Raw genomic sequence first — 23,191 nt, 5'->3', positions numbered from 1 at the left:
CCACATGCCTCAGCCTCTTGTTCTTGCCTCTACCTCTGACATCCGGCAAACGCTTTTACGAAATGCAGGGCTGGGTTTTGACGTTGTTCCGGCCCGTGTAGACGAAGAGACGGTTCGCGATTCGATGTTGGCCGAAGATGCCTCGCCACGCGATATTGCCGATGCATTGGCCGAATTGAAGGCAACAAAGGTAAGCCAGAAACACCCCGACGCTTTGACTATCGGCTGTGATCAGGTACTCAATCTGCAAGGCAGGCTTTTGTCGAAACCCAAATCGCCAGAAGAGGCGCGCGCACAGCTTTTAGATATGCGTGGCAAACGACATGATCTTCTCTCGGCTGCGGTGATCTGTGAGGGCGGCAAACCGATTTGGCGGCATGTCGGCGTTGTTCGGATGACAATGCGGTCGTTTTCCGATGCTTATCTGGACGGCTACGTCGAGCGAAACTGGGAAAGTATTCGCCATTCCGTCGGGGCCTATAAGCTTGAAGAAGAAGGTGTGCGGTTGTTTTCCCGCGTTGAAGGCGATTATTTCACCGTACTTGGCCTGCCATTGCTGGACCTGCTATCCTATCTGACGCTACGAGGAGATCTTGAACAATGAGCCATGCAAAAATACCTCTGGCTGGTGTCATCGGTTCGCCCATTGCCCATTCTAAATCGCCGCAGCTTCATGGTCATTGGCTCAAGACGCTTGGAATTCCAGGATATTATATTCCGATGGACGTTGCTGCGGATGATCTTGCCGACGTTCTAAAAACCCTACCGAAAATGGGTTTTGTCGGGGTGAATATTACCGTACCTCACAAAGAGCTGGCGTTAGAGCTGGCCGATCTCGTGACAGACCGCGCAACCTTGATCGGGGCGGCGAATACGTTGATCTTTCGCAAGGATGGCAAGATTCACGCCGATAACACCGATGGCTATGGCTTTATTCAGAACCTGCGCCAGAACGCTCCGGGTTGGGATCCAAAATCAGGGCCGGCCGCCGTTCTTGGTGCAGGGGGTGCCGCGCGGGCAATCATCGCCTCGCTGCTGGATATTGGCGTGCCCGAAATCTTACTGTCGAACCGGACCCGCGTGCGCGCAGAGGCGCTTCAATCTGAATTTGGCAAGCGCATTCAGGTGGTCGATTGGGTCCAGGCCGGCAATATGCTTGAAGAGGCCGTTACAGTCGTCAACACCACATCGCTTGGCATGTTGGGTAAGCCGCCGCTGCGGGTGCCGCTGGATGGGTTGCGCCGGGGTAGCTTGGTGACCGATATCGTCTATGCGCCGCTCAAAACACGGCTGTTGATCGAGGCGGAAAAGGCGGGATGTGTCACAGTTGATGGGTTAGGGATGTTGTTGCATCAGGCCGTGCCTGCCTTTGAGCGTTGGTTCGGCGTTCGCCCGACAGTCGATAGCGCGACCCGTGCTGCGGCGTTGCGATGACCTTTAAACTTGGGTTGACCGGTTCCATCGGCATGGGAAAATCCACCACGGCTCAGATGTTTGTCGAAGAGGGCTGCGCGCATTGGGATGCGGACGCGGCCGTTCATCGACTATACGCAAACGGAGGCGCGGCGGTGGGCCCAATTGCCGCAAGCTTTCCGACGGCCATCGAGGATGGCGCAGTGTCGCGTGAGCGTTTGAAAGACATCATTTCTGCGGATCGGGGCGCTTTGCGAAAGATCGAAAAGATCGTGCATCCTCTGGTGGCCAGGGACCGACAGGAATTCTTGCAAAACACAACCGATGATGTTTGTGTTTTAGACATTCCGCTTTTGTTTGAAACCGGTGGTGATCAGGCAATGGACGCGGTTGTATGTGTCACTGTTTCACCGCAACTCCAGCGTGAAAGGGTGTTAAGCCGGGGCACAATGACCGAGACACAATTTGACGCCATCCGTGAAAAGCAACTGCCGGATGAGATCAAGCGAGACCGTGCGGATTACGTGATTGAAACCGACACGCTTGAGCATGCCCGCGAACAGGTGCAGGCTGTGCTGGCAGAGATCAGAAAGAACATAAGCCATGCGTGAGATCGTCCTTGATACCGAAACCACCGGATTTGAACCCGAGCAGGGCGACCGTATTGTCGAAATCGGCGCTGTCGAGCTTTTCAATCATATGCCGACAGGCCGGACCTTTCATAAATACATCAACCCCAAGCGGGCCATGCCTCAAGGCGCGTTTGAGGTTCATGGCCTGGGCGATGATTTTCTGCGTGACAAGCCGGTATTTGCCGAGGTGGCGCAGGAATTTCTGGATTTTGTCGAAGATGCCAAGCTTGTGATTCACAACGCGGCTTTTGATATGAAATTTCTCAACGCCGAGTTGGGTTGGCTCAAGATGCGACAGCTGCCTTGGGAACAGGCGATTGATACATTGGCCATCGCGCGTAAGAAATTTCCCGGCTCACCTGCCTCGCTTGATGCGCTGTGTCGCCGGTTTTCGATTGATAACGGCGCGCGTACCCTGCACGGGGCCTTGCTCGACTCAGAGATTTTGGCAGAGGTTTATCTAGAGCTGATTGGTGGTCGTCAGCCCGATTTCGTGCTCGCGGGTGCGCAAAGCAATCGCCGCGACCAGAAACAGGATGCTGCTGAAAACTGGCGACCACAACCACGGCATACGCCCCTCGCACCGCGGATAACCGAAGCAGAGGCCGCCGCCCATCAAGCCTTTGTCGACAAGATGGGCGACGGCGCGCTTTGGAAAAAGCTTGGTTAGGCGTCGGCCTTCTGGCTTTCGTTGTCGGCCTGGCGACGCGCGATTTCGTTGCGGTAAAGCTGCATGAAATCAATGTTTTCCAGGTTAAGCGCCGGAAAGCCGCCATCACGGGTCACGTCACTTACGATGCGGCGAATGAACGGGAAGATCATCCGAGGGCATTCGATGAGCAGGAAAGGATGGATCTGATCCTCGGGCACGCCTTCAATGTGGAAGACGCCGACATAATCCATTTCCATGACGAAAAGCGGCTCGTCCGCGTCCTTGTTTTTTGACGTGATGTTAAGCTTGACCGACACTTCATACTGATGCTCGGTGCTGCGCTTTTTTGCGTCAAGGTTAACTGCAACGCTGACGTCGGGCTGAACTTCGCCGCCGGTGCCACGTTGGGCAAGCACGTTTTCAAACGACAGATCGCGCACGAACTGTGACAGGGTATTCATCTTGACTTGCGGTACTTGCGGGGCAGCACCGTTTTGTTCTTCGGCCATGTCTGGTCTCTCCTGAAGGTTCAAAATACTTTGGTTATGACTTAGCAGGATGGTTTGCTTGGCTCAATGCTTTGTCCAGCCTGATGGCCCATGGGTTGGCCGTTTTGGGGGATCGACCTCTTGATACTCGCCCTCGATGATATCGGGCTGATGGGGGTGACGGGGATCGCGAGGCGCCTGACCGCCCATTTCAAACCGCTCGACCTTGACACGGGCGCGGATGAAATTGAACACCGCGCGCCGCACGGTCGGCACCATAAGGGAAAATCCGACCGCATCGGTGAAAAACCCCGGCGTCAGCAAAAGCGCCCCGGCGAACAGGATCATCGCCCCGTGCGCAAGATGTTCGGACGGATCATCAAGATCGGAAAACGACCGACGCAGGCTTGTCATCGCAATCGCGCCTTGCCTGCGGATAAGCCAGCTTCCAAGCATCGCGGTGATCACGACGATCGCCAGCGTTGGCCACAGACCGATCGCACCCCCCAATTGAATGAACAGGGTAATTTCGATCAGCGGAACCGCTATGAAAGCCAGAAACAACCACATGCTATGCCACTCCTTTGTTTTACGGTCCACAAGGTGGACTTGGCTGCGCACCTCACCTACATAAGGACGAGCGACGATCCTTACCATGCCCTGCACAACAAGAGGTGCCCATGAATTCGCCCATTTTACAGTTACTGGTGCTTGTTGGCATCGCTATTTTTCTGATTTTGCGGCTGAAAAGCGTTTTGGGAAATCGTGACGGGTTTGAAGATCCGACGCGGGCGCAACCCGCACCGGATAAAACGCGCCGCCGTGACTTTGAGGTTATCCAGGGCGGACCGGATCACGATATCATTGATCACGTCCCCGAAGATTCCGACGCGGCCGGCGCGCTTGCCGATATGAAGCGGATCGAGCCCGACTTTAGCGTCACAACCTTCTTGCAGGGCGCGCGCGGGGCCTATGAAATGATCCTGATGGCCTTCGAGAAGGGCAAGCTTGATGAAATCACTCCGTTTCTCAACAAGGATGTCTATGAAACCTTCGCCCAGGTGGTGGATGCCCGTGAAGAACAGGGGCTTACCATCGAGGCAGAATTCGTTGGCGTGCGCGAGCTTGCGCTGATCGACGCAACATTTGATCAGGCGACACGTCGCGCCGCGATTACTGTCAAATGCGTGGGCGAGCTGATCTCGGTGGTGCGTGACAAGGATGGCGAAATTGTCGAAGGTGAGCCCGGTCAATCCAAACGTCAGAAAGACGTCTGGACATATGAGCGGGTGATGGGATCGGATGACCCCAACTGGCGGCTTATCGCAACGGGCGAATGACGGGCGCGCTTCGGGGTATTCTTCTGGGGGTTGGGCTTTGGCTCGGATCACCGGCAGCAGCCGAAGATCTGCGCCATGACATCATTGATTTCAAAGACCTGAATGGGTGGGCCGAGGATGATCATGCCGCGGCCCTAAAGGTTTTTCTGAACACCTGTCCTGACATGAAAGACCCTGATTGGCGCGCGCTTTGTGCTCTGGCACAGCAAGGCCCGGACGCACGGGCCTTTTTCGAACTTTTCTTTCGCCCGCTCATGATCAGCGAAGGCAAGCCTGCGCTTTTCACCGGCTATTTTGAGCCAGAGCTTCACGGAGCGCGACGCCCGGATGCGCGCTATCGCTATCCGATCTACCGCGAACCGCCCGCCGCCAAATTGGCCAATCCCTGGCTGACGCGGCGAGAGATCGAAACCACCGATGTGATGCGCGGCCAAGGCCTTGAGATCGCCTGGGTTGATGACCCGGTCGAGCTTTTCTTTCTGCAAATTCAGGGTTCAGGCCGTATTCGCCTAGAGGATGGCGGGGTGATCCGCGTCGGCTATGGCGGTGCCAACGGCCACCCCTATCGCTCCATCGGGGTCGAATTGGTGCGACGCGGAGTTTACGACGTGCATCAGGTCTCGGCCGAGGTGATCAAGAACTGGGTGCGACGCAACCCCGAAGAGGGGCGGGAATTGTTGTTTCACAACCCGTCCTATGTCTTTTTCCGCCCGATTGGCGATGTGGACGCCGACCTTGGCCCGCTTGGCGCGATGAACCGCTCGGTAACGAGCGGGCGCACGGTGGCGGTTGATCCGTCCTATGTGCCGCTCGGTGCGCCGGTCTGGATCGAGAAGGGCGGCAATGATCCGATCCGCCGCCTGATGGTCGCGCAGGATACCGGCTCTGCCATCAAGGGGCCGCAGCGGGCGGATATCTTCTTTGGCACCGGCGATGCTGCCGGGCTCGCCGCCGGGCGCCTTCGCGATCCGGGGCGCATGGTGGTGCTCATGCCGATCCAGCGCGCCTATGCCATGTTGCCGGAGCAAAAGCCGTGAGCCGCCGTGGCGTCAAACCTGAAGAGCTTGAGCTTTGGCATCAGGTTGCGCGCACGGCACGACGTCTAAACCCCGAACAGCCCGTCAAACCCCAGCCTTTGGCCGATAGCCTTTCCAAAAAACCGCCGAAGGTTAAGGAGCGCCCCCGGATCGAAGAGTTCACGCTTGGCGAGAAGTCCACGAGATCTGGCCATATCCATGATGTGCTGCCCGGTATTTCCGAACGCGTCGCCGCCGCGCCGGTCGCGATGGACAAAAAGGCTTTTACCCGGCTCAAGCGCGGTAAAATCATTCCAGAGGGCAAGATCGACCTGCACGGCATGACCATGGCACAGGCGCATCCGGCCCTGACCGGATTTATTCTGCGCTCACACGCTGCGGGCAAGCGGCTTGTTCTGGTGGTCACCGGCAAGGGCAAAGACCGCGATACCGGCGGGCCGATCCCGGTACGCCAGGGCGTGCTACGCCATAATGTGCCGCATTGGTTGCGGACGCCGCCACTTGCTCCGCTGGTGTTGCAGATCACCGAGGCGCATTTGAAACACGGCGGCGGCGGGGCCTATTACGTCTATCTACGGCGACAGCGATAACAAGGGGCGCGCGCGCCTCACGCCGATTGTCATCATCACCGTGGTGAAGACGAAATATCCGGCCACGAAAATATACTGCGTCTCGATCCCGACCCCAAGATCAATCGCCACACCGGTAATCCCCGGCCCGATTGCCGATCCAAATACCATGATCGCGGCGGCCATTGCCTTGATGCTGCCAAGGTTGGCGGTGCCATAAAACTCGGCCCAGAATGCATTCGGCAGGGTGGTATTGGCGCCGGTTGTCATGGCCAGAAACACGAACCCAACCAAAAGCATGCCGGGCCCCTCGGCAAAGGCGAAAACCATAAACGCCGCCACCATCGGGATTTGCATGAACGGCAAAAGTCGCGCCGTGCCAAGCCGGTCCAGCGCCCAGCCCGACAGGATCATCGCCCCAATGCCAACGCCCGTGTAAATCGGGAACATTGCAACCAGTTCCATATGGGAAATCAATTTGACCTCGGCGAAATGGACCTGATGAAAAAAGAACGCGGTGTTGAACGCCGCTGGCCCCAAAAGCGCCGGCACCATGAACCAAAAAAGGAAATGGCCCAAAGTCTGGCGACGGGTCCAGTGCCTCTCGTCCATGCCAAGCGACTGGCTCGTCTGTGCCCAGGATTGCGGCGTGCGCTCGCGCCGCAGCAACAGCAGCAAAAGCGGAATGCCAAGCACCGCAGCTCCCGCCGCCACCAGCCAGAGCATGCGCCAGTCATAGACCAGCAGAAGCGACACAAAGATCAGCGGCAAAAACGCCTCGCCTACCGCAAAGCCAAGCGTTGCCACCGACAAGGCCTTGCCCCGCGCCGCCACGAACCAGCGCGCCATGGCGACCACGGCGATATGGCTCATCATGCCCTGGCCGGTAAAGCGAAGCGAAAAGATCACCACAGGCAACAGCCACCAGACCGGGTTGAGCGCCATGAAAACACAGGCCCCGGTCATCATCACCAGGATCACCGGCGCAAGCGCACGCACCCGAAACCGATCCGTCAGCCCCCCGGCCCAGACCATAACAAGCGCCGAGGCACTCGTGCCAAGCGTATAAATCCCGCCCCATTGGCCATGGCTAAGCGCGAAACTCTCACGGATTTCGCCCGCGAAGATCGAGATAAAATAGGTCTGCCCAAAGCCCGATAAAAACGTCAGCAACACCCCGGCCGAAAGCCAGGGCGCATTGTCACGAAGGAAGGCGAGAATCGACATATCCCTTACGTCGCGCGAAACGTCGCCAAAGAAAAGGGTGGCCGTTATCTTTGTTCGAACATCACGCCGCTACTGGCGCCTCTATCCCATCGAGCCAGAGCACCCCGTTGCGATAGCCGCCACGGATAAGCCGACCTGGTTCTTCTATTTCCGGATAATCGTCCGCCCAATCGCGATAGCGGTCATCAGTCACGATCGGAGCGTTAAAATCGCGGGCCACGGTCAAAAGGAAAGTGTCGGCGACGGTGCCCTTGGGTACGACCATCACGCATTCCTCTGTCAGGCCCAGATGGTTGGCCATCGCGTAATCGTGCTGATATCTACCCACCAAGAGATAGCCGGCATTGGCATCGAAAACGACAGCGGGCGTATGCTTGTGGTTCCTGAGATAGGCGATTACCTCGCGCAATGTCTCGATCTGCGGCTTGTTACCCTTCCAATACATGACGTTAGACCCGTCGATTAGAATCCAGTTTTGGGCCGGTTTTTGTCCGCGAAAGACGACACGCAGCCATAAGAGTAAAGCCGCAATTGTGCTAGGCCCGGCGACTAGGATCAAATCGGCATATCCGGGCAGGAAAAGCGCCGCTGCGACGCCTCCCAGCGACACGATAAGGATTAGGAGCAAAACAACCATAGAACAAATTTACCACGCGACAGCCAGAGAGAGAATTGGCGAACGGACCAGTTCGACAAAACTGTGTTAAAGCACATACCTCGAAAGATCAGCCGAGCGCATCAATTCGCCAAGGTTCTTTTCGACAAAACCGGCATCGACAACCACCGTGTCACCCGAGCGGTCCGGCGCGGTAAAGCTCAGCTCCTCGAACACCCGTTCCATCACCGTATAAAGCCGCCGCGCGCCGATGTTTTCGACCGATTGATTGACCTCGGCGGCGATCTTGGCGAGCGCTGCAATTCCGTCTTCGGTGAAGGAAACCGTCACATTCTCGGTGCCCATCAATGCCGTGTATTGCAGGGTCAGGGCGTTGTCGGTCTCTGTCAAAATCCGAACGAAATCGGCCTCGGTCAGCGCGCGAAGTTCCACCCGGATCGGAAGGCGACCCTGAAGTTCGGGCAAAAGATCCGACGGCTTGGCGATGTGAAACGCGCCGCTGGCGATGAACAGGATATGGTCGGTTTTCACCGGGCCGTATTTGGTCGTGACCGTCGTGCCCTCGATCAGCGGCAGCAGGTCGCGTTGCACCCCTTCGCGCGACACATCGCCGCCGCGCGCATCGGAGCGGGCACAAACTTTGTCGATCTCATCAAGGAAAACGATTCCGTTTTGCGCGACTGCCTCAAGTGCTGTCTTGTTCACGGTCTCATCATCCAAAAGCTTGTCGGCCTCTTCCCCGATAAGCAATTCATAGCTTTCCGCGACGGTCACCTTCTTGCGCATTGTGCGCCCGCCAAAAGCTTTGCCAAATATATCGCCAAGGTTCATCATGCCCATCTGGCCACCGGGTTGACCGGGGATATCCATCATCCCCATCGGGTTTGACGTATCGGCAACGTCGATCTCGATCACGGTGTCATCAAGCAAGCCGTCCTTCAGCTTCTTGCGAAACATTTCGCGCGTGGCCTCGCGGGCGTCTTCGCCGGCGATTGCGGTGATCACCCGCTCTGCGGCGGCCTCATGGGCGCGGGTTTTAACATCCTCGCGCATATCCTCGCGGGTCTGGGCGATGGCAATATCCACCAGATCGCGAATGATCTGTTCGACATCGCGACCGACATAGCCGACCTCGGTGAATTTCGTCGCCTCAACCTTGATAAACGGCGCGCGGGCAAGTTTGGCCAAACGGCGGCTGATCTCGGTTTTGCCAACGCCGGTGGGCCCGATCATCAAGATGTTTTTGGGATAGACCTCATCCCGCAGATCGTCGCCAAGCTGTTTGCGCCGCCAGCGGTTGCGCAGCGCCACGGCGGTTGCGCGCTTGGCATCGCTCTGGCCGATGATAAAGCGGTCAAGTTCCGAGACGATTTCGCGCGGGGTCAGGTCAGTCATTTTGAAATACTCTCCACCGTCAGGTTGCCGTTGGTGTAAACACAGATATCGGCCGCAATCGCCATTGCGGTGCGGGCGATCTCTTCGCCGTCGCGGTCGCTATCCATCATCGCGCGCGCGGCGGCGAGGGCGTAATTGCCGCCTGACCCGATTGCGGCAACGTTGTGCTCTGGCTCAAGAACGTCGCCCGCGCCGGTGATTACGTAAAGCTCTTCACCGTCGGTAACGATCAACATCGCCTCAAGCTTTTGCAGGTACTTATCGGTGCGCCAATCCTTGGCAAGTTCGACACTCGCGCGCTGCAACTGGCCGGGGGTTGCCTCTAGCTTGGTCTCAAGCCGTTCCAACAGGGTAAAGGCATCGGCGGTCGAGCCGGCAAAACCGGCAACAACGTCATAGCCCCCCGGCGAAATGCGCCGCACCTTGCGGGCGCTGCCCTTGATCACGGTCTGGCCAAGGCTGACCTGTCCGTCTCCGGCGATCACAACCTTGCCACCTTTTTTGACACCAATGATCGTAGTGCCATGCCATCCGGGAAATTCGTTGCTCATGGGGCCTCCGTTCCGTTAGGGACTATATGGAAGGGGAATGGTAGGGACGCAAGGCCTTGGCAAACCGTTCGTTCGAAACCGGGGTGCGTGATGCTTTCAAATTCTGACCTGATTGAGCTAACCGAGTTCCGCCGCGCGCTGCATCGTCGCCCGGAAGTGTCAGGTGAAGAAGCCGAAACAGCCAGAACAATTACGGATGCCTTGAAGGCCATGACTCCGACCCGCGTTTTCACCGGGCTTGGCGGACATGGGGTTGCTGCGGAATTCGACAGTGGCAGTACCGGACCCACGGTATTGTTTCGCGCGGAATTGGACGCACTGCCGATTCAGGAAATATCAGACGCCGCCTGGAAATCCGAGGTGCCCGGCAAGGGGCATCTGTGCGGTCATGACGGGCATATGACAATGCTTCTGGGGTTGGGCAGGTTGATATCGCGCAAACCCGTTGGCAAAGGCCGGGTTATCCTGATGTTTCAGCCCGCCGAAGAGGATGGCAGCGGCGCCCGTGCGGTGGTGACCGATCCGGCCTATCAAGCGATCAAACCGGATTGGGCCTTTGCCATTCACAACGAACCGGGGCGCCCGTTTGGCCATGTTTCGACGCGTGTCGGGTTGGTGAACTGCGCCTCGGAAGGGTTGAAAATTACGCTCACGGGCAAGACGGCCCATGCGGCCGACCCCGACGATGGGATATCCCCCGTCGAAGCCGTCTCGAAACTCATTCCGGCGCTTCAGGCGTTGGGCCGGGGTGGGGCGCTGGACGATGATTTTCGGCTGGTCACGATTACCCATGTCCAAATCGGCGAGCCCAGTTTTGGCATCGCGCCGGGCGAGGCCGTGATCTTTGCAACGCTGCGAAGCGCGCAGGACGAGACTAAGGCCAAAATCGCAACAGAGGCCCGCCGGATCGCGGCGGTTTTGGCCAGCGAAGCGGGGCTTGCCGTTGATTTTGAGTGTTGTGATGATTTCGCGGCCTCTATCAACGATGCCGACGCGACCGAGATTGCGGTTTCCGCCATGAACGCGATTGGCGTTAAAAACAGCGACCTCGGTCTGCCGATGCGCGCCTCAGAGGATTTTGGTGTTTTCGGTTGGGATGCAAAGGCCGCAATGCTCTGCCTTGGGCCGGGCGAAGATCATGCGGCCCTTCACAATCCGGATTATGATTTCCCCGATGACCTTATTCCGATCGGAACGGCGATTTTCGAACGTATCGCGCGCGATCTTTTGGGCCCGGCATAGCAAAAGTCCTGTTACAAAGAAAAAGGGGCCGCAAAACGGCCCCTCAAACTTCTTGAACTCTACGGATCAGATGCTTTCTTCGATCCAGCTTTTCAGCGCGGCCTTGGGCGCGGCGCCGGCGCGGTTTGAAACAACCTCGCCATTCTTGAAGATGAAAAGCGCCGGAATACCGCGCACACCCATGGCGACAGCGGAATTGGGGTTGCTGTCAACATCGACCTTGGCAATTTTGATTTTACCGCCCATTTCGGTGGCAAGTTCTTCCAGAGCCGGGCCAATCTGCTTGCAGGGGCCGCACCATTCGGCCCAGAAATCCACGACGACGGGGATATCGGAATTTTTGACTTCGGCGTCAAAGGTAGCGTCGGTGACGGCAACGGTGGCCATTGTAATCTCTCCTAGGGATCAGGGTTTCGAACGCAAACTAGGTAGCCTGAGCGGGCGCGTCAAGTTACCTGGGTATTGCTGAGTGCATCTGTCACAAGATCGTGCGCAAGCGGCATGAGCGTCGCGGTCCTCGTCCACAGGATTGCGGTTTCAATCCGGTGGTTCGGATAAATCGCGGCCAGCGCATGCGCATAAGCGCCCATTTGTCGCAAAATCCCGTCCGGGCACTCTTCTGGCGTATCGGGAACCATCGCGTTGGTCTTGAAATCCACCGCTAGAATGCGGGAGGGTTCGATAATCAGCCGGTCAATCGTGCCGTGAATGCGCGCGCCGTTCAGCGCCTCAAGATTGGCGGTGATTGATACTTCGGCCAGCGTAGAGGCGGCGAAAAGCGGCTGAAGCCCCGGTCTGGTCAAAACCTTTGCGGCCTCGCCGAGCAACAAGGCAAGCTCGTCACCCATCGCGCCATCGCCGCCCTTTTCCAAAAGGCGCGTGGCGGTGTCGGGCCAATCCTGCGCGGGCACCTGCGGTAGGAATTCAAGCAAGCGGTGAACCTGGCGACCACGCCGTTTGGCGGCCTCTTCATCAAGGCCGCGCTCACCCGCAAGCGCCTTGGCGCCGCCGATTTCGGAAGGGCTAATCGTTTTTGGCCTTGGGTCGATCTCTGGCGCGGGGCGGAAAAAATGGGCGGCAAGCGGGGCGATTTCCGGCTCTGATGCGTGCTCAACCAAACTCTCTGTTTCGGTCCAATTTCCATAATCAAGCCGCAACCCGGTCCCGGTGGCAAAGTCATACGCCCCGGCCCCGGCCTTTTGCATGCCACGTTTGATCTTGTCGTACCACGTGTCGCCTTGCTTGCCCAAATCACCGAAGGCGGCAACGATCAACCACTTTTCCGCCCGCGTCATCGCGACGTAAAGCAGGCGGTCACGCTCTGCCACTTGCGCGGTTTTCACAGCTTCGGTTGCGTTGCGAATGGTGGATGGCATTTCGTCGGCTTTTCCGGTCCAAAGCGCGGTATTTTCTGCGATCACGATCTGGCCCAGGCTTGGCGGATTGCGCCGCGCCGTATCGGGCAGAATGACAATCGGCGCCTCAAGGCCCTTGGCACCATGCACCGTCATGACCCGGATCCGGTTACCGGCACTGTCCATCTGACGTTTGATTTCAAGGTCATCGGTTTCCATCCAGACCAGAAACCCGGTCAGACTATCGACCGCGCGCTGCTCATAAGCCATCGCCTGGGACAAAAGCGCATCAATGCCATCCTCGGCCTCTTGTCCGAGACGCGCGAGAAGTTTCTGACGCCCGTTATGGCGCGTCAGGATCCGCTCGATAAGATCATAGGGGCGCAGGAAATCGGCGTGATTGCTCAGGTCGCCTAAAATCCGCGTGGTTTCGGGAAATTCGGCGCCCCGATCACGTAGCGCGACGGAAAGATATCGTTGTTTACGGCCCTGCGCGAGATCATAAAGCTCTGCTTCGGTCCAGCCAAATAGTGGCGACCGCAGCGCGGTTGCCAATGACAAATCATCCTCCGGGGTGGCGAGAAATGACAAAAGTGCTGCGAGATCGCGCACGGCAAGTTCGGCCCCGACCTTAAGCCGATCCGCCCCGGCAATCGGAAGATCCTGCATTTTGCATTCGCGGATCACCTCGTGAAAAAATCCAGAGCGCCTGCGCACGAGAATAAGAAAGTCACCGGGCTGAACCGCACGAAAGCCCGAAGGCGCGGTTTCATCCGGGATCGCCTGATTACTATCGATCATCCTGCGGATATTGCGGGCGATCTGACGGGCCAGAATGATCGCCGGATCGTTGGGGGTGCGGATATCAACGGGTAGGTGCCATTCGGGTGGTTCGTCCTGATCCTGTTTTTCGACCACGGGCCAGAGATCGACACGTCCGGGAAGCGCCTCTTTAAAGGCTTTGTGACCCTCTTGCGGCGTAAAACCGCTTTCCTGCGCATCTTCAAAACAATGATCAACCACCGAAAGGATGGCACGGGATGAGCGGAATGAATAGGCCAGAACCTGGGATTGCAGCGGCGAGTCCGTGGCCGAAAGCCGCGCATCGAAATCCTGCTGCATGCGGTCAAATTCGCGCGGATCGGCGCCCTGAAACGAATAGATCGACTGTTTCTTGTCGCCCACCACAAAGATCGTACGCAACACGTCGGGGCGCGCGCCCTGACCGCTGGTAAATTCCTGCGCCAGCCGTTCGATCACCTGCCATTGAACCGGGCTCGTATCCTGCGCCTCATCGACCAGAATATGATCAATTCCGCCATCAAGGCGAAACAAAACCCAGGCGGCAACATCGGGATTGGTCAAGAGATTGCGGGCGCGCAGGATAAGGTCGTCAAAATCCAGCAAGCCGCGCAATTGCTTGGCGCGCTCATAAGCCGGAAGGAAAAGCCGCGCAAAATCGTGAAGCGCGCGGGTTTTCTGCATCGCGATCAATGACAGACGCGCATTGCGCGCCTCTTCTACCCGAAGCATCCATTGGTTGATCTGCTCCATCACCGGGGCAAGAATACCTTGCGTGGCCTTGGTTGGAAACGTGCCGATCTTGGCCGAAAACGGTGATTTCGCCCCAGATCCGGTCAAAAAGACCCCCTCTAGGACCGGCAGCGCGCCAAAATCGAGACGCGTGATCTTGCCAAGCTTTTCTGCCGCCGCGACGTCGGTCTTTGATCCAGCCTTGAGTGCGGGCAACATCTCAGTCAAAAGCGCCTGCTCGTTGCCCAGAAAAATCCGCGAGGTGATCATGTCATGATCAAGGTCTGCGGGCTGACCGAACATCTCGGCAAGTCTGGCATCGCTCAGGGGTGTGTCAAAGGCGCCCCTGTGGCGGACGATTTCGGCGGTCAGTTTGTCAAAGCTTTCGCCGGAATAGTGGCGCGCCACCTCATAAAAGACATCTGCTCCCGCCCCCCCTGCAAGGTCCTCGACAATCTCACCGCGCAACAGCGTCGCGGTGCGGTCTTCCATCTCGGTGAATTGCGGTGTCACGCCGGCCTCTAGCGGGAAACGGCGAAGAAGCGAGGCGCAGAACGAGTGAATCGTCTGAATTTTCAACCCACCGGGCGTTTCAATCGCGCGGGCAAACAGGCGCCGCGCCTCATGCAGGGTTTCGGATGTAATCGCGCCCTCAAACCCAAGATCGCGCAGCTCGTCGATCAACGCATCATCGGCCAGCATCGCCCAGGCCCCAAGCCGCCGGAACAGCCGGTTCTGCATCTCGCTGGCGGCGGCCTTGGTATAGGTGAGGCACAGAATATGCTGTGGATCGACCTGATCCAGCAACAGCCGCGCCACACGATCGGTCAAAACCCGCGTCTTGCCCGATCCGGCATTCGCCGAAAGCCAGGTGGATCGGTCGGGTCGCGCGGCATCAATCTGGCGTTGGGTGGCGTCGTTGCGTTCTGTCATTTGCCGATATCCGTCAAATCGGCCGCATCGGTAATATCCCATTCGCCAAAGCGGGCAAGCTGATCGTAATCGCCCTGATCGTCGCTATTGCGCGGGGCACGTCGTGAAATATAGCCCTTGGAGGGATCCATATAGGCCGAAATCAGCGCGTGAAACTCTGCCCAGACCTTCTCTGGCGGGTCTTCTTCAAGCGGCGCATCTTCTTCTCGCCCACCACCGCCAAGGCCGATGAAAACCGCACGCGCCACTTTGGTCGGGCCGATCTCGCCAAAGCCTTCGCGTTCGGCAATCGCCGCCTCTAGCAAAAGCTGCTTGTCAAAGGCCTTTTGTTCCTTCTTGCTTGGCGGCTGGCCGGTTTTGTAATCGTAAATATGCAGGTTGCCATAGCGGTCAAGATCAAGCCGGTCTGCCTGGGCAGAGAGGGTGAAATCAAGATCGGCGATCCGGGCCTTGCCCTTGGTTTCGAATGCGATTGGATTGGCAAGAATCTGACGGCCAAGTTCGTTATCAATGAACCAGTCGGCAACCCGTTCCAAGCGCGACAGCCAAAGCGCTCGGGCCTCGGCCCAGGGTACATTTTCAGCCAGAATAGTCACTGCTTTTTCCATCAACACTGCTCGCGTACAGCGTTCCGGGTCTTCAACGGTTTCACGTACAAAGCTTTCCAGCACCTCGTGCAAAACGATACCGCGCAACAGGGCGTCCGGTATTTTCATCAGCGGATCAAGACGGCGCAGCCCAAGAATATGGCGGGCGTAAATCGCATAGGGGTCGCGGATCAACCGTTTGATTTCCGTCACCGAGAGATGGTTGGGCCGCGCCTCGGTGGGTGGACAAGGGGCAGGGCGTTTCGCCGAAGGCTCAAATCCCGGGTCTTCCAATTGCCGGACCCGTTGCAGCCAAACGCCCCCACGCCCGCGCATATCCTCAAGCGCCTTGACGCCCCCCTGATCCGGCAGGCCGGATAGCAGGTTTTGAATCCGGTTAAGCCAGCGCGACACGACCGTTTCGGCATCATCCGAGCGCACGGATCGCGTAAGCCAGACCTCGGGCGCGGCAATGGCCTGTTGAAAATCATGGGCCGACAAGCCAATCCGCCGCTCGGGTAGCAAAAGCCCCGCCTGATGGCGTAATGTGCGGTTAAGCCAGGGGTCGGGTTTTGGCGCGTCGGGCCAGCTTCCTTCGTTCAGACCCGCAAGTATCAAAAGGTCAGCACCCTGAACCCGCGCCTCTAGCGTTCCCCAGATCAGGATGTTTGGATGTGGTTCTACCGGGTTGCGCACCTCGCGCGCGGCCAGAATTTTGTGAAACAGGCTGGCGTAATCGGCGGCGTTCAGCGCGCCGGCAACTTCGGCCTCGGCGGAAAATTCTGTGATGGTCTTTTGCGCCTCTTGCCCGGCATCCTTTTGCCAAAGGGTTCCGCTGCCCTCACCCAGGCTGCCTTGGGCAATTTTTTCGGCCAGAGTGATATGCGCCTCTATCCGCGTCACAAGTGCAATTTCGCCGGAATCGTCCCTGTTTGTGAAGCAGGCACAGAGCCATTGCGCCCAGCGCCCTGCCATCTTGTCCTTGCGCCCATCGGCCCAAAGCATCAGGCTTTGCTCGGTCGGATAGGGCGGGCCATGCCGACGTAAATGCAGCTCCAACTCGCGGGTGAGACGCAAATGTTCGCCCCTGTCACTGCCCTGGTGCGTTAGCGGGTGTTTGAGCAACGTCAAAAGCGCTTCAGCAGTCAGGCGGTGGCGAAACAGGTCGGCAACATGACGCAACAACCGCCCCGGTGGCGACAGATGCAGCGGCAGACCGGCACTATCGTCAGGCAGGATATTCCAGCGATCAAGCGCCGCCGTTACCTGCCGTGTCAGCATGCGGTCGGGGGTGATCAGGGCGGCGGTCTTGCCCATTTCCGCCGCGTCGCGCAGACGCATGGCAATCGCCAGGGCCTCAATCCGGGTGGAGGGGGCCTCAAGCAGGGTGACGTTCTTCAATGCGCCCGGAATATCGTTCAGGTACGGGCCGTCGCGCAGCCATTGATCGGTCACTGGCGCCGGGCGAAGGGCAAGCGAAACGATGGCATTGCGGTTCGCGTTTGCGGGCACCTCATTGGACCAGGGGGGAATATCGCGGGCGGCAATTCCGGCGCCGACGGCGAAACGGTGAAACCGGTATTGCGGATGATCCTCGGACTGCAGCGCATTTTCAAGCGATGACCAGACATGATCCGGCATCTGGAAATCGAAACCCGGCAAAACCACCGCGCCTTGCGGCAGCCGCGCCACCGCCTGCATCAAAAGCTGTGTTGCGCCCCGCGATCCGGTGGATCCGGCAATGATAATCGGATCTTGCGGAGGATCGTTTTGCCATTGCTCGATACGCCGTTCAATAACAAGACGCTGGCGGGTTTCCACGTCTGGCTGATCAAAGCCTGCATCGAAATAGTGACGAACAATGCCCAAAAACGATTTTATCCGTGCCCAATGGCCGGATTGATCGGTGACGTCCAGATCGTCGATCACATCGGGCGACACGCCCTCGCCGTGCATCTCGTCCATCAGGCTGGCAAGGCTATCGGCCAGATCAAAGATCGCGCTGCGCGGGGCAAGGTCGGGCTGGCGATCCAGAAGCGCCGAGATCAGTTGCACCAGTTCAAGACGCCGACGCAACGAGGGTACGGGATCGGGGATTTGCCCAAGATCCCAGCCCTCGCCAAGGTCGGTCACAAGGCTGATCTGCGGAAGCAATAGCGCCGGACCCTGATCAAACAGATCACGAATGCGCCGCGCCATGCGTTTGGTGTTCACGATCAGCCGGACGCGCGCCAGGGCTTCGGGTGGCTGACCGGCATGGCGCGCGATCAACCCGTCAACCAGGGCGCGCGGGAAATCGACGCCGGGCGGCAGGCCAAAGACTCGTGCTGTGTCGCTTGGGTCAAACATCGGACCACCCCAGCATGTCTTCGGCAAGCTTTATGCCCTCAGGGCGACCAACATCGCACCATTTTCCGGGATAGGGGGTGGCGCAAAGGCGATCTGTCTTGAGCATTTTGTCCCACAGCAGATTCAGCGAAAAGCTTACCTCGGGGATGTCGTGCAAAAGGTCGGTCTTGATGATCTGAATCCCGGAATAAATCGCGTCGGGGCCGCGTTGGGCCCGCATATCATCACCAATGATGAAATCGCCGACACCAGAATGACCAATGGCCTGAGGTTTGGGGATGCAAAGCAAAAGGGCGTCCATCTGATCAGGATTCCAAAGCGCGGCCAGGTGGGCAAGCGGGTTCGGCCCGCTCCAGACGGCATCGGTGTTCATGGTGATCACCGGCCCACTACCCAAAAGTGGAAGCGCATTGCGCAGGCCGCCACCGGTTTCAAGGATATCAGGGGCCTCATGCGACAGGGCAACGCCGGTTCCGGCAAGATGGCGCTCCAGCGGTTCGGGCATGTAATGCAGATTGGCAACAACGCGGTCGGCACCATAGCCACGCACCAGATCAAGCGCATGATCAATCAACGGCTTACCGGCCACGCGCACAAGCGGCTTGGGCTGATGCGCGGTGAGCGCGCCCATACGTGTGCCGAACCCCGCAGCAAACAACATTACCGGGTGGGTCTGGATGCGCATTGATCTTTGAGCCTTTGTAATATGGGCGGTGTCGGGGGTGGAAAAACGGCGCGGAAAATCGCGGCGACGGGGCCCATCGCGGGATGTGACAGATCACGTTCAAGATGGGCCCAGACGCGGGGAATGAGGTCGACGTAATGCGCCTTGCCATCGCGTATGCAAAGCCGCGCAAATACGCCGAGAATACGCAGGTTCCGCTGTGCGCCAAGACAGTGATAGGCGGTCTCAAAGCGCGCGGCATCGGCGCCGGACCTGTCGATATAACGGGCGATCATGTGCTTTTCGAGCGCGCCCGGAACGTCGCGTCGTGCATCCTGAAGGATCGACACGAGATCATAGGCGGGGTGGCCAAGCATCGCATCCTGAAAATCCAAAAGCCCGACCCGCGCGACACTCTTTCGATTCGCAAGCCAAAGCAGGTTTTCGGCATGGTAATCGCGCTGGATCAGAACGTTGGCCTCAAAGGCATGAGTCGTCAGTGCAGTTTCTATGGCGGTATGAAATGCGCCTCTATTCTCGCCGATGTCGCCGATCGCACCCACCAGGTACCAATCATACGCCAGTGTGGCCATATCGGCCATCATTTTGGGCGAATAGGCGGCAAGGTCTGGTGGTGGGGCGTGACGGTGAAGCTCTGCCAAAAGATCGGTTGCGGCGGTGTATAGCGGCAGTTCGAGCGCGGCATCTTGGGGAATCACCCGCGCGAAAAGCGTATCGCCAAGATCTTCCAGGATCAAAAAGCCGTTGGCTTTGTCCTCGGCCAGAATGCGCGGCGCGCTGAGGCCAAGACCGGTAAGATAGCGCGCGATGTGCAGAAACGGGCGCACGTCCTCGCCTTTTTCGGGGGGCGCGTCCATCAAAACCGCGGTCTCGCCGGTCTCGATGCGCGTCAGCCGCAAATACCGCCGGTTTGATGCATCGCCCGCAAGGGGCGCGATCCGGGCATCGGCCCAATCGGTTCGTGCGATGAAACTGCGTTGCAGGATGGCGCGATCAGTCATGGCAAAGCCCCTTTACCCGCTCGCTCCAATGTGCAGCGGACCAGCGCAGGTGCAAAAGGCGTTGATCGTCCGTTTTGCCTGGCGCGAATTCAAGCCAGAGCGCGTCCTCGGGGGCCATATCGGCAAGTCGATCTGGCCATTCAACAAGACAGATTGCGTCGGAAAACGCCTCTGTCAGGCCAAGTTCGATCAACTCGAAAGGATCGTTCAACCGGTAAAGATCGGCATGCCAGATGTCGGCGGTCTTCCCCGGATAGGTCTGGACCAGTGTATAGGTCGGCGAGGGCACATCTTCGGGCGCGGGCAAGAGCGCCTGAATAACACAGCGCGCAAAATGGGTTTTGCCGGCGCCCACTCCGCCCGATAGCAAAAGCACATCCCCGGCATGCAGCAAGGGTGCCATCGCCTGCGCAAGGGCGCAGGTGGCATCGGGGCTGGAAAGCTGTGTTGTGGCGCTGTGCTCTGGCATGGCACGACACTACACGCGCCACGCCTGCCCGCAACCGGGATCAGGGCAGATCGGCGGTGGTCATGCCTGAAACTTCCGGGACGATCTGGGTCAGACAGAGCATCGTCACCCCACCGCCAAGTGGCATCACCCGACAGGTCGCGCCATCCCCGCCGGGGCGGCCGACCGTGTCGATAATCGGACTGCTCAGGGATTTACGGGTTATCTTTTCTTCGACCTCGGCCCAGAGACCAACATCGGGGTAACGGGAATGGCAGGCCGCCAGAAGATCGGAAAGGCCCATATCGGCAAAGCTTCCATCCGGGTCGATGCCCAGAAGTGTGCCAAGCGTGCTATTGCAAAACATCAGGCGATCCTCGGCGGACAGCACGGCAACCCCTTCATCAAGTTGATCCAGCACCGTCTGGCGCAGATCCATTTGCATGCGGTGGCGGCGGGTGGCGAGAATTTCAACCGAGATATCCTCGAACAGGAAGGCAACGGCACCATCCGGATGCGGTCGACCAATGACGCGATAGGTCTGGCCGGAGGGCAGACTCCAGACTTCCTGGTAAAGCCCACCGGCGGCGGTTTTGACCATATCGTTGATCTGGCTGCGCCAACTTGCATAGTTTTTCGGCTCTGGCATCACTTGACGGTCCCGCAGGGTGTCAAAAAAGCTGATCAGGCTGGGCCGCGCACTCAGGTATTCAGGGGAAAGTGCAGTAAGGTCGATCAGCGCAGGGTTGAACAGTGCCAGGTTCTTGCTGCGGTCAAATACTGCAAGGCCAGTGGTCAGATGGGCAAAGGTTTTGGCCAGAGTCTGGACAAATTCACGCTGAATGGTTTCGGCATGGATGATGCGAGTAATGTTTGCGGCATAATGCAACGTGCCAGTATCAGACCCGACTGCCTTTAGGTCATACCAAAGATCCGACGGCCCGACAGGATTTTCTAGAGAAACCTGCGTTGAGACCGAAACGCCGGGCTCTGGCGCATCTCCAAGGGCCAGAAGCATCTGCTCTTTATGCTCATCGGCCAGCGCTTTGCTGGCCTGATTTTCCCATATCGCATTACCGTCTTTGTCGGTTGCCCAAACCGGCATTGGCGCCGCCGATAAGGCGGCAGCGCGATCCTCCAAAAGCGCATGTTGGCGCAGGGTTTCGTGCAGTACGACGGAATCCGGTGCAAGCGTTTCACTTAGCGTAAGGTGGACGGTCTTTTTGCCCGGCGAAAATTCAAGACGCGATTTCAAACCGTCCTCATTGCTTTCGATTTCAAGATCAGCGGTCAGATCGCCAAGCTGCTCTGGAAGATTGGGAAAGCGGAACCCAAGCCAGCGTCTCATGCGATGCCAGTCGGTTTCATCCTCGGTTTCCGCCTTTGGCAGGGTCATCGTGCTCGCATCGTGCTCGATCAGGTCTTCGTCGCGAAACAAAAAGCTGTTTGCCCGTGTACCAGGGTGTTGCAGCGCCCCTTTATAACTTTGGCTGGTCCGGCACATCCCGATCAACCAGAGCACGGCAAAGGAAAAAGCGACCACAAGGCCGCCAAGGATGACAGAGTTTGAAACGGTTAGATCGACCATACTGCACCTTTTGTCCCAGGAGTCGGGTCGAACTTTATCGAAACTGGTTAAGGCCGCCTTAATGACGATCCGGTTGCGCTGAATCTTGTCGACTTTCAGGTTTGAAAGGGCTGATTTAGGCCCAGAGCGGTCGATTCCGGGCCGGTTGGCGCCGCGATTGCGTCCCGATCCCATGTCACTTCGACAAACGCACCGGTGCGGGCCGAATGGCTTTCCTGCGATTTGAAAGACTCCGATCCGTTGGCAAAGCTAAGGTCCGCGCCAGAGCGTTCCAGAAGCGTTTTGGCAATGAAAAGGCCAAGCCCCATCCCTTCATAGCCCGGCCGTCGTGGGTCGCCAGTGCTCGCGCGGCGACGCATGAACGGATCGCCAATTCGGCCCAAGAGATGCGGCGGATATCCGCGCCCGTCATCCATGATCCGAATGGTGATGGTATTCTCGTCCCAGCTTGATTCGACCCAGACATTTTCGCGCGCAAAATCAACCGCGTTCTGGATAAGGTTGCGCAGCCCATGTATCACCTCTGGTCGGCGCAGGACGATAGGCGGAGCTGAAATATCGCCCTCACCGACCGCATGGTCAAAATGAATGTATTTGCCACGATCAATATGGGGCTCTGCCGCTTCTTCGACAAGCGCGGTCAGGGGGGTGGTCCGCAGATGCAGATCATCTTTGCCTGCCCGCCCCATCGAGCGCAGGATATCACGACAGCGGTCGGTCTGTTGCACGATCAAGAGCGCATCCTCGCGCAGGTCGGGACTATCAGATAACTCTTCTGCCAATTCGGTGCTGGCAAGCTTGATCGTCGCCAGCGGCGTGCCAAGCTCATGCGCGGCGGCGGCAACGACCCCGCCAAGGTCGGTCAGCTTTTGTTCGCGCGCCAGGGCCATTTGCGTGGCTTGCAAGGCATCCGACATGGCGTGCATTTCCTGCACGATCCAGCGTGAGTAGACGCCAAGAAAGATCACCGCGATGACAATTGCCACCCAATTGCCAAAGCGAAACACATCCGGCACCCGAAGGATAAACCCCTGTTCGGTGCGCAGCGGCAGGTAAAACTGCATCAGGACCGAGACGATCAGGATCGCCATCACCCCCAGAAACGCGGTTGACCGAGACGACAGCGCCGAGGCAGACACCGTGACCGGCCCGACGATCAGAATGGTAAACGGGTTGTTCAGCCCGCCGGTCAGATACAACAGCAACCCAAGTTGCAGCATATCGAACAATACGACCAAAAGCGTGTCCTGTTCGGACAGGCGTTTGTTTTCGGCAAAGACAAAGGCGGCCACAAGGTTGCTGACGATGGATACGCCGATCACGAGAAAACACAGGCCGATTTCCAGGTTAAGGTCATAAAATCGCTCGGCGATGATCAGGGCGCTCGCCTGACCGATTATCGCCCACCACCGCAAGAGCACAAGCGTGCGCAGGCGAATCCAGCTTCCGCTCTGGCGCGATTTGAAGGAGGCGGCGGTGTGATCAACCATATGTGCGATTGCGTCCCATTGCATGCAGGGAGGGGGATGTTAGAAAGTCTGAAAGTTGCA

At 58.2% G+C, this 23,191-nt stretch carries 22 protein-coding genes; 8 read left to right on the top strand and 14 right to left on the bottom strand.

Going from position 1 to position 23,191, the window contains the following annotated elements:
- Positions 1-4: 4 nt before the first annotated feature.
- The 4 genes from BMZ91_RS01895 to dnaQ are packed head-to-tail and all read left to right on the top strand — an operon-like array spanning position 5 to position 2,715.
- Positions 5-604 (top strand): Maf family protein, encoded by a 600-nt coding sequence (locus tag BMZ91_RS01895; protein WP_092833739.1) that lies wholly within the window; start codon positions 5-7, stop codon positions 602-604.
- Entirely contained in the window at positions 601-1,434 is an 834-nt protein-coding gene (locus tag BMZ91_RS01890) for a shikimate dehydrogenase (protein WP_092833737.1), read from the top strand. Before BMZ91_RS01895 ends, BMZ91_RS01890 begins: the two co-directional genes overlap by 4 nt.
- Positions 1,431-2,024: a dephospho-CoA kinase gene (coaE, locus tag BMZ91_RS01885; protein WP_092833735.1), complete on the top strand. Its 594-nt coding sequence runs from the start codon at positions 1,431-1,433 to the stop codon at positions 2,022-2,024. Before BMZ91_RS01890 ends, coaE begins: the two co-directional genes overlap by 4 nt.
- Complete coding sequence (gene dnaQ, locus BMZ91_RS01880; protein ID WP_092833733.1) at positions 2,017-2,715, top strand: DNA polymerase III subunit epsilon; 699 nt, start codon at positions 2,017-2,019, stop codon at positions 2,713-2,715. The genes coaE and dnaQ overlap by 8 nt, the downstream gene beginning before the upstream one ends.
- Here dnaQ and secB read toward each other — a convergent pair.
- The gene (secB, locus tag BMZ91_RS01875; RefSeq protein WP_092833731.1) at positions 2,712-3,206 is read right to left on the bottom strand and encodes a protein-export chaperone SecB; all 495 of its coding nucleotides are present in this window, start codon (positions 3,204-3,206) and stop codon (positions 2,712-2,714) included. The two genes, dnaQ and secB, sit on opposite strands and share 4 nt — an antisense overlap.
- 63 nt (positions 3,207-3,269) lie before the next feature.
- Positions 3,270-3,755, bottom strand: coding sequence for an FxsA family protein (locus BMZ91_RS01870; RefSeq protein WP_092833728.1), 486 nt, complete (start codon positions 3,753-3,755; stop codon positions 3,270-3,272).
- Positions 3,756-3,865: 110 nt separating this feature from the next.
- Here BMZ91_RS01870 and BMZ91_RS01865 point away from each other — a divergent pair, with 110 nt between their 5' ends.
- Genes BMZ91_RS01865 through BMZ91_RS01855 form a run of 3 tightly spaced genes read left to right on the top strand, consistent with a single transcriptional unit; the run spans position 3,866 to position 6,152 of the window.
- Complete coding sequence (locus BMZ91_RS01865) at positions 3,866-4,525, top strand: Tim44/TimA family putative adaptor protein (protein WP_092833726.1); 660 nt, start codon at positions 3,866-3,868, stop codon at positions 4,523-4,525.
- A complete protein-coding gene (gene mltA / locus BMZ91_RS01860; protein ID WP_092833724.1) occupies positions 4,522-5,562 on the top strand; it encodes a murein transglycosylase A in 1,041 nt (346 codons plus the stop codon). Before BMZ91_RS01865 ends, mltA begins: the two co-directional genes overlap by 4 nt.
- A complete protein-coding gene (locus BMZ91_RS01855) occupies positions 5,559-6,152 on the top strand; it encodes a Smr/MutS family protein (protein WP_092833722.1) in 594 nt (197 codons plus the stop codon). The genes mltA and BMZ91_RS01855 overlap by 4 nt, the downstream gene beginning before the upstream one ends.
- Here BMZ91_RS01855 and BMZ91_RS01850 read toward each other — a convergent pair.
- The 4 genes from BMZ91_RS01850 to hslV form a co-directional block, all read right to left on the bottom strand.
- The gene (locus tag BMZ91_RS01850) at positions 6,135-7,358 is read right to left on the bottom strand and encodes an MFS transporter (RefSeq protein ID WP_177193761.1); all 1,224 of its coding nucleotides are present in this window, start codon (positions 7,356-7,358) and stop codon (positions 6,135-6,137) included. The two genes, BMZ91_RS01855 and BMZ91_RS01850, sit on opposite strands and share 18 nt — an antisense overlap.
- A gap of 61 nt (positions 7,359-7,419) precedes the next feature.
- Entirely contained in the window at positions 7,420-7,995 is a 576-nt protein-coding gene (locus tag BMZ91_RS01845; protein WP_092833720.1) for an NYN domain-containing protein, read from the bottom strand.
- A 66-nt stretch (positions 7,996-8,061) separates the two neighbouring features.
- Positions 8,062-9,369, bottom strand: coding sequence for an ATP-dependent protease ATPase subunit HslU (gene hslU / locus BMZ91_RS01840; protein ID WP_092833718.1), 1,308 nt, complete (start codon positions 9,367-9,369; stop codon positions 8,062-8,064).
- On the bottom strand, positions 9,366-9,920 hold the full coding sequence (gene hslV, locus BMZ91_RS01835) for an ATP-dependent protease subunit HslV (protein ID WP_092833716.1): 555 nt from the start codon (positions 9,918-9,920) through the stop codon (positions 9,366-9,368). The genes hslU and hslV overlap by 4 nt, the downstream gene beginning before the upstream one ends.
- Positions 9,921-10,010: 90 nt before the next feature.
- Between hslV and BMZ91_RS01830 the strand changes: the two genes are divergently transcribed.
- Positions 10,011-11,162 (top strand): amidohydrolase, encoded by a 1,152-nt coding sequence (locus BMZ91_RS01830; protein WP_092833714.1) that lies wholly within the window; start codon positions 10,011-10,013, stop codon positions 11,160-11,162.
- A 66-nt stretch (positions 11,163-11,228) separates the two neighbouring features.
- Here the strand turns inward: BMZ91_RS01830 and trxA are convergent, their stop codons facing one another.
- The 8 genes from trxA to regB form a co-directional block, all read right to left on the bottom strand.
- Positions 11,229-11,549 (bottom strand): thioredoxin, encoded by a 321-nt coding sequence (trxA, locus tag BMZ91_RS01825; protein ID WP_092833712.1) that lies wholly within the window; start codon positions 11,547-11,549, stop codon positions 11,229-11,231.
- Positions 11,550-11,608: 59 nt separating this feature from the next.
- Entirely contained in the window at positions 11,609-14,983 is a 3,375-nt protein-coding gene (gene addA, locus BMZ91_RS01820) for a double-strand break repair helicase AddA (protein ID WP_092833710.1), read from the bottom strand.
- Complete coding sequence (gene addB, locus BMZ91_RS01815; protein WP_092833708.1) at positions 14,980-17,919, bottom strand: double-strand break repair protein AddB; 2,940 nt, start codon at positions 17,917-17,919, stop codon at positions 14,980-14,982. Before addB ends, addA begins: the two co-directional genes overlap by 4 nt.
- Positions 17,912-18,604, bottom strand: a complete 693-nt coding sequence (locus BMZ91_RS01810; RefSeq protein ID WP_092833706.1) for a nucleotidyltransferase family protein — start codon at positions 18,602-18,604, stop codon at positions 17,912-17,914. Before BMZ91_RS01810 ends, addB begins: the two co-directional genes overlap by 8 nt.
- Positions 18,580-19,605 (bottom strand): aminoglycoside phosphotransferase family protein, encoded by a 1,026-nt coding sequence (locus BMZ91_RS01805; protein WP_092833704.1) that lies wholly within the window; start codon positions 19,603-19,605, stop codon positions 18,580-18,582. Before BMZ91_RS01805 ends, BMZ91_RS01810 begins: the two co-directional genes overlap by 25 nt.
- A complete protein-coding gene (gene tsaE, locus BMZ91_RS01800) occupies positions 19,598-20,074 on the bottom strand; it encodes a tRNA (adenosine(37)-N6)-threonylcarbamoyltransferase complex ATPase subunit type 1 TsaE (RefSeq protein ID WP_092833702.1) in 477 nt (158 codons plus the stop codon). Before tsaE ends, BMZ91_RS01805 begins: the two co-directional genes overlap by 8 nt.
- 40 nt (positions 20,075-20,114) lie before the next feature.
- A complete protein-coding gene (locus tag BMZ91_RS01795) occupies positions 20,115-21,641 on the bottom strand; it encodes a PAS-domain containing protein (RefSeq protein ID WP_092833700.1) in 1,527 nt (508 codons plus the stop codon).
- Between the two features lie 95 nt (positions 21,642-21,736).
- Positions 21,737-23,131 carry a sensor histidine kinase RegB gene (gene regB / locus BMZ91_RS01790; protein ID WP_143076281.1) on the bottom strand — a complete coding sequence of 465 codons (1,395 nt, stop codon included), beginning with the start codon at positions 23,129-23,131 and terminating at the stop codon, positions 21,737-21,739.
- Between the last annotated feature and the right edge of the window lie 60 nt (positions 23,132-23,191).

Source organism: Roseovarius lutimaris (assembly GCF_900115165.1).
In the GTDB taxonomy this organism is placed as follows: domain Bacteria; phylum Pseudomonadota; class Alphaproteobacteria; order Rhodobacterales; family Rhodobacteraceae; genus Roseovarius; species Roseovarius lutimaris.
This window is presented reverse-complemented; position numbering and strand designations above follow the sequence as displayed.

Bases quoted from the DNA above. Each gene is read 5' to 3' on its own strand.
- regB (WP_143076281.1), bottom strand. From the start codon at position 23,131: ATGGTTGATCACACCGCCGCCTCCTTCAAATCGCGCCAGAGCGGAAGC.
- BMZ91_RS01805 (WP_092833704.1), bottom strand. From the start codon at position 19,605: ATGACTGATCGCGCCATCCTGCAACGCAGTTTCATCGCACGAACCGAT.
- BMZ91_RS01865 (WP_092833726.1), top strand. From the start codon at position 3,866: ATGAATTCGCCCATTTTACAGTTACTGGTGCTTGTTGGCATCGCTATT.
- hslU (WP_092833718.1), bottom strand. From the start codon at position 9,369: ATGACTGACCTGACCCCGCGCGAAATCGTCTCGGAACTTGACCGCTTT.
- coaE (WP_092833735.1), top strand. From the start codon at position 1,431: ATGACCTTTAAACTTGGGTTGACCGGTTCCATCGGCATGGGAAAATCC.
- addA (WP_092833710.1), bottom strand. From the start codon at position 14,983: ATGACAGAACGCAACGACGCCACCCAACGCCAGATTGATGCCGCGCGA.
- trxA (WP_092833712.1), bottom strand. From the start codon at position 11,549: ATGGCCACCGTTGCCGTCACCGACGCTACCTTTGACGCCGAAGTCAAA.
- hslV (WP_092833716.1), bottom strand. From the start codon at position 9,920: ATGAGCAACGAATTTCCCGGATGGCATGGCACTACGATCATTGGTGTC.
- BMZ91_RS01810 (WP_092833706.1), bottom strand. From the start codon at position 18,604: ATGCGCATCCAGACCCACCCGGTAATGTTGTTTGCTGCGGGGTTCGGC.
- mltA (WP_092833724.1), top strand. From the start codon at position 4,522: ATGACGGGCGCGCTTCGGGGTATTCTTCTGGGGGTTGGGCTTTGGCTC.
- BMZ91_RS01870 (WP_092833728.1), bottom strand. From the start codon at position 3,755: ATGTGGTTGTTTCTGGCTTTCATAGCGGTTCCGCTGATCGAAATTACC.
- BMZ91_RS01895 (WP_092833739.1), top strand. From the start codon at position 5: ATGCCTCAGCCTCTTGTTCTTGCCTCTACCTCTGACATCCGGCAAACG.
- BMZ91_RS01795 (WP_092833700.1), bottom strand. From the start codon at position 21,641: ATGGTCGATCTAACCGTTTCAAACTCTGTCATCCTTGGCGGCCTTGTG.
- BMZ91_RS01850 (WP_177193761.1), bottom strand. From the start codon at position 7,358: ATGTCGATTCTCGCCTTCCTTCGTGACAATGCGCCCTGGCTTTCGGCC.
- dnaQ (WP_092833733.1), top strand. From the start codon at position 2,017: ATGCGTGAGATCGTCCTTGATACCGAAACCACCGGATTTGAACCCGAG.
- addB (WP_092833708.1), bottom strand. From the start codon at position 17,919: ATGTTTGACCCAAGCGACACAGCACGAGTCTTTGGCCTGCCGCCCGGC.
- secB (WP_092833731.1), bottom strand. From the start codon at position 3,206: ATGGCCGAAGAACAAAACGGTGCTGCCCCGCAAGTACCGCAAGTCAAG.
- BMZ91_RS01890 (WP_092833737.1), top strand. From the start codon at position 601: ATGAGCCATGCAAAAATACCTCTGGCTGGTGTCATCGGTTCGCCCATT.
- tsaE (WP_092833702.1), bottom strand. From the start codon at position 20,074: ATGCCAGAGCACAGCGCCACAACACAGCTTTCCAGCCCCGATGCCACC.
- BMZ91_RS01830 (WP_092833714.1), top strand. From the start codon at position 10,011: ATGCTTTCAAATTCTGACCTGATTGAGCTAACCGAGTTCCGCCGCGCG.
- BMZ91_RS01845 (WP_092833720.1), bottom strand. From the start codon at position 7,995: ATGGTTGTTTTGCTCCTAATCCTTATCGTGTCGCTGGGAGGCGTCGCA.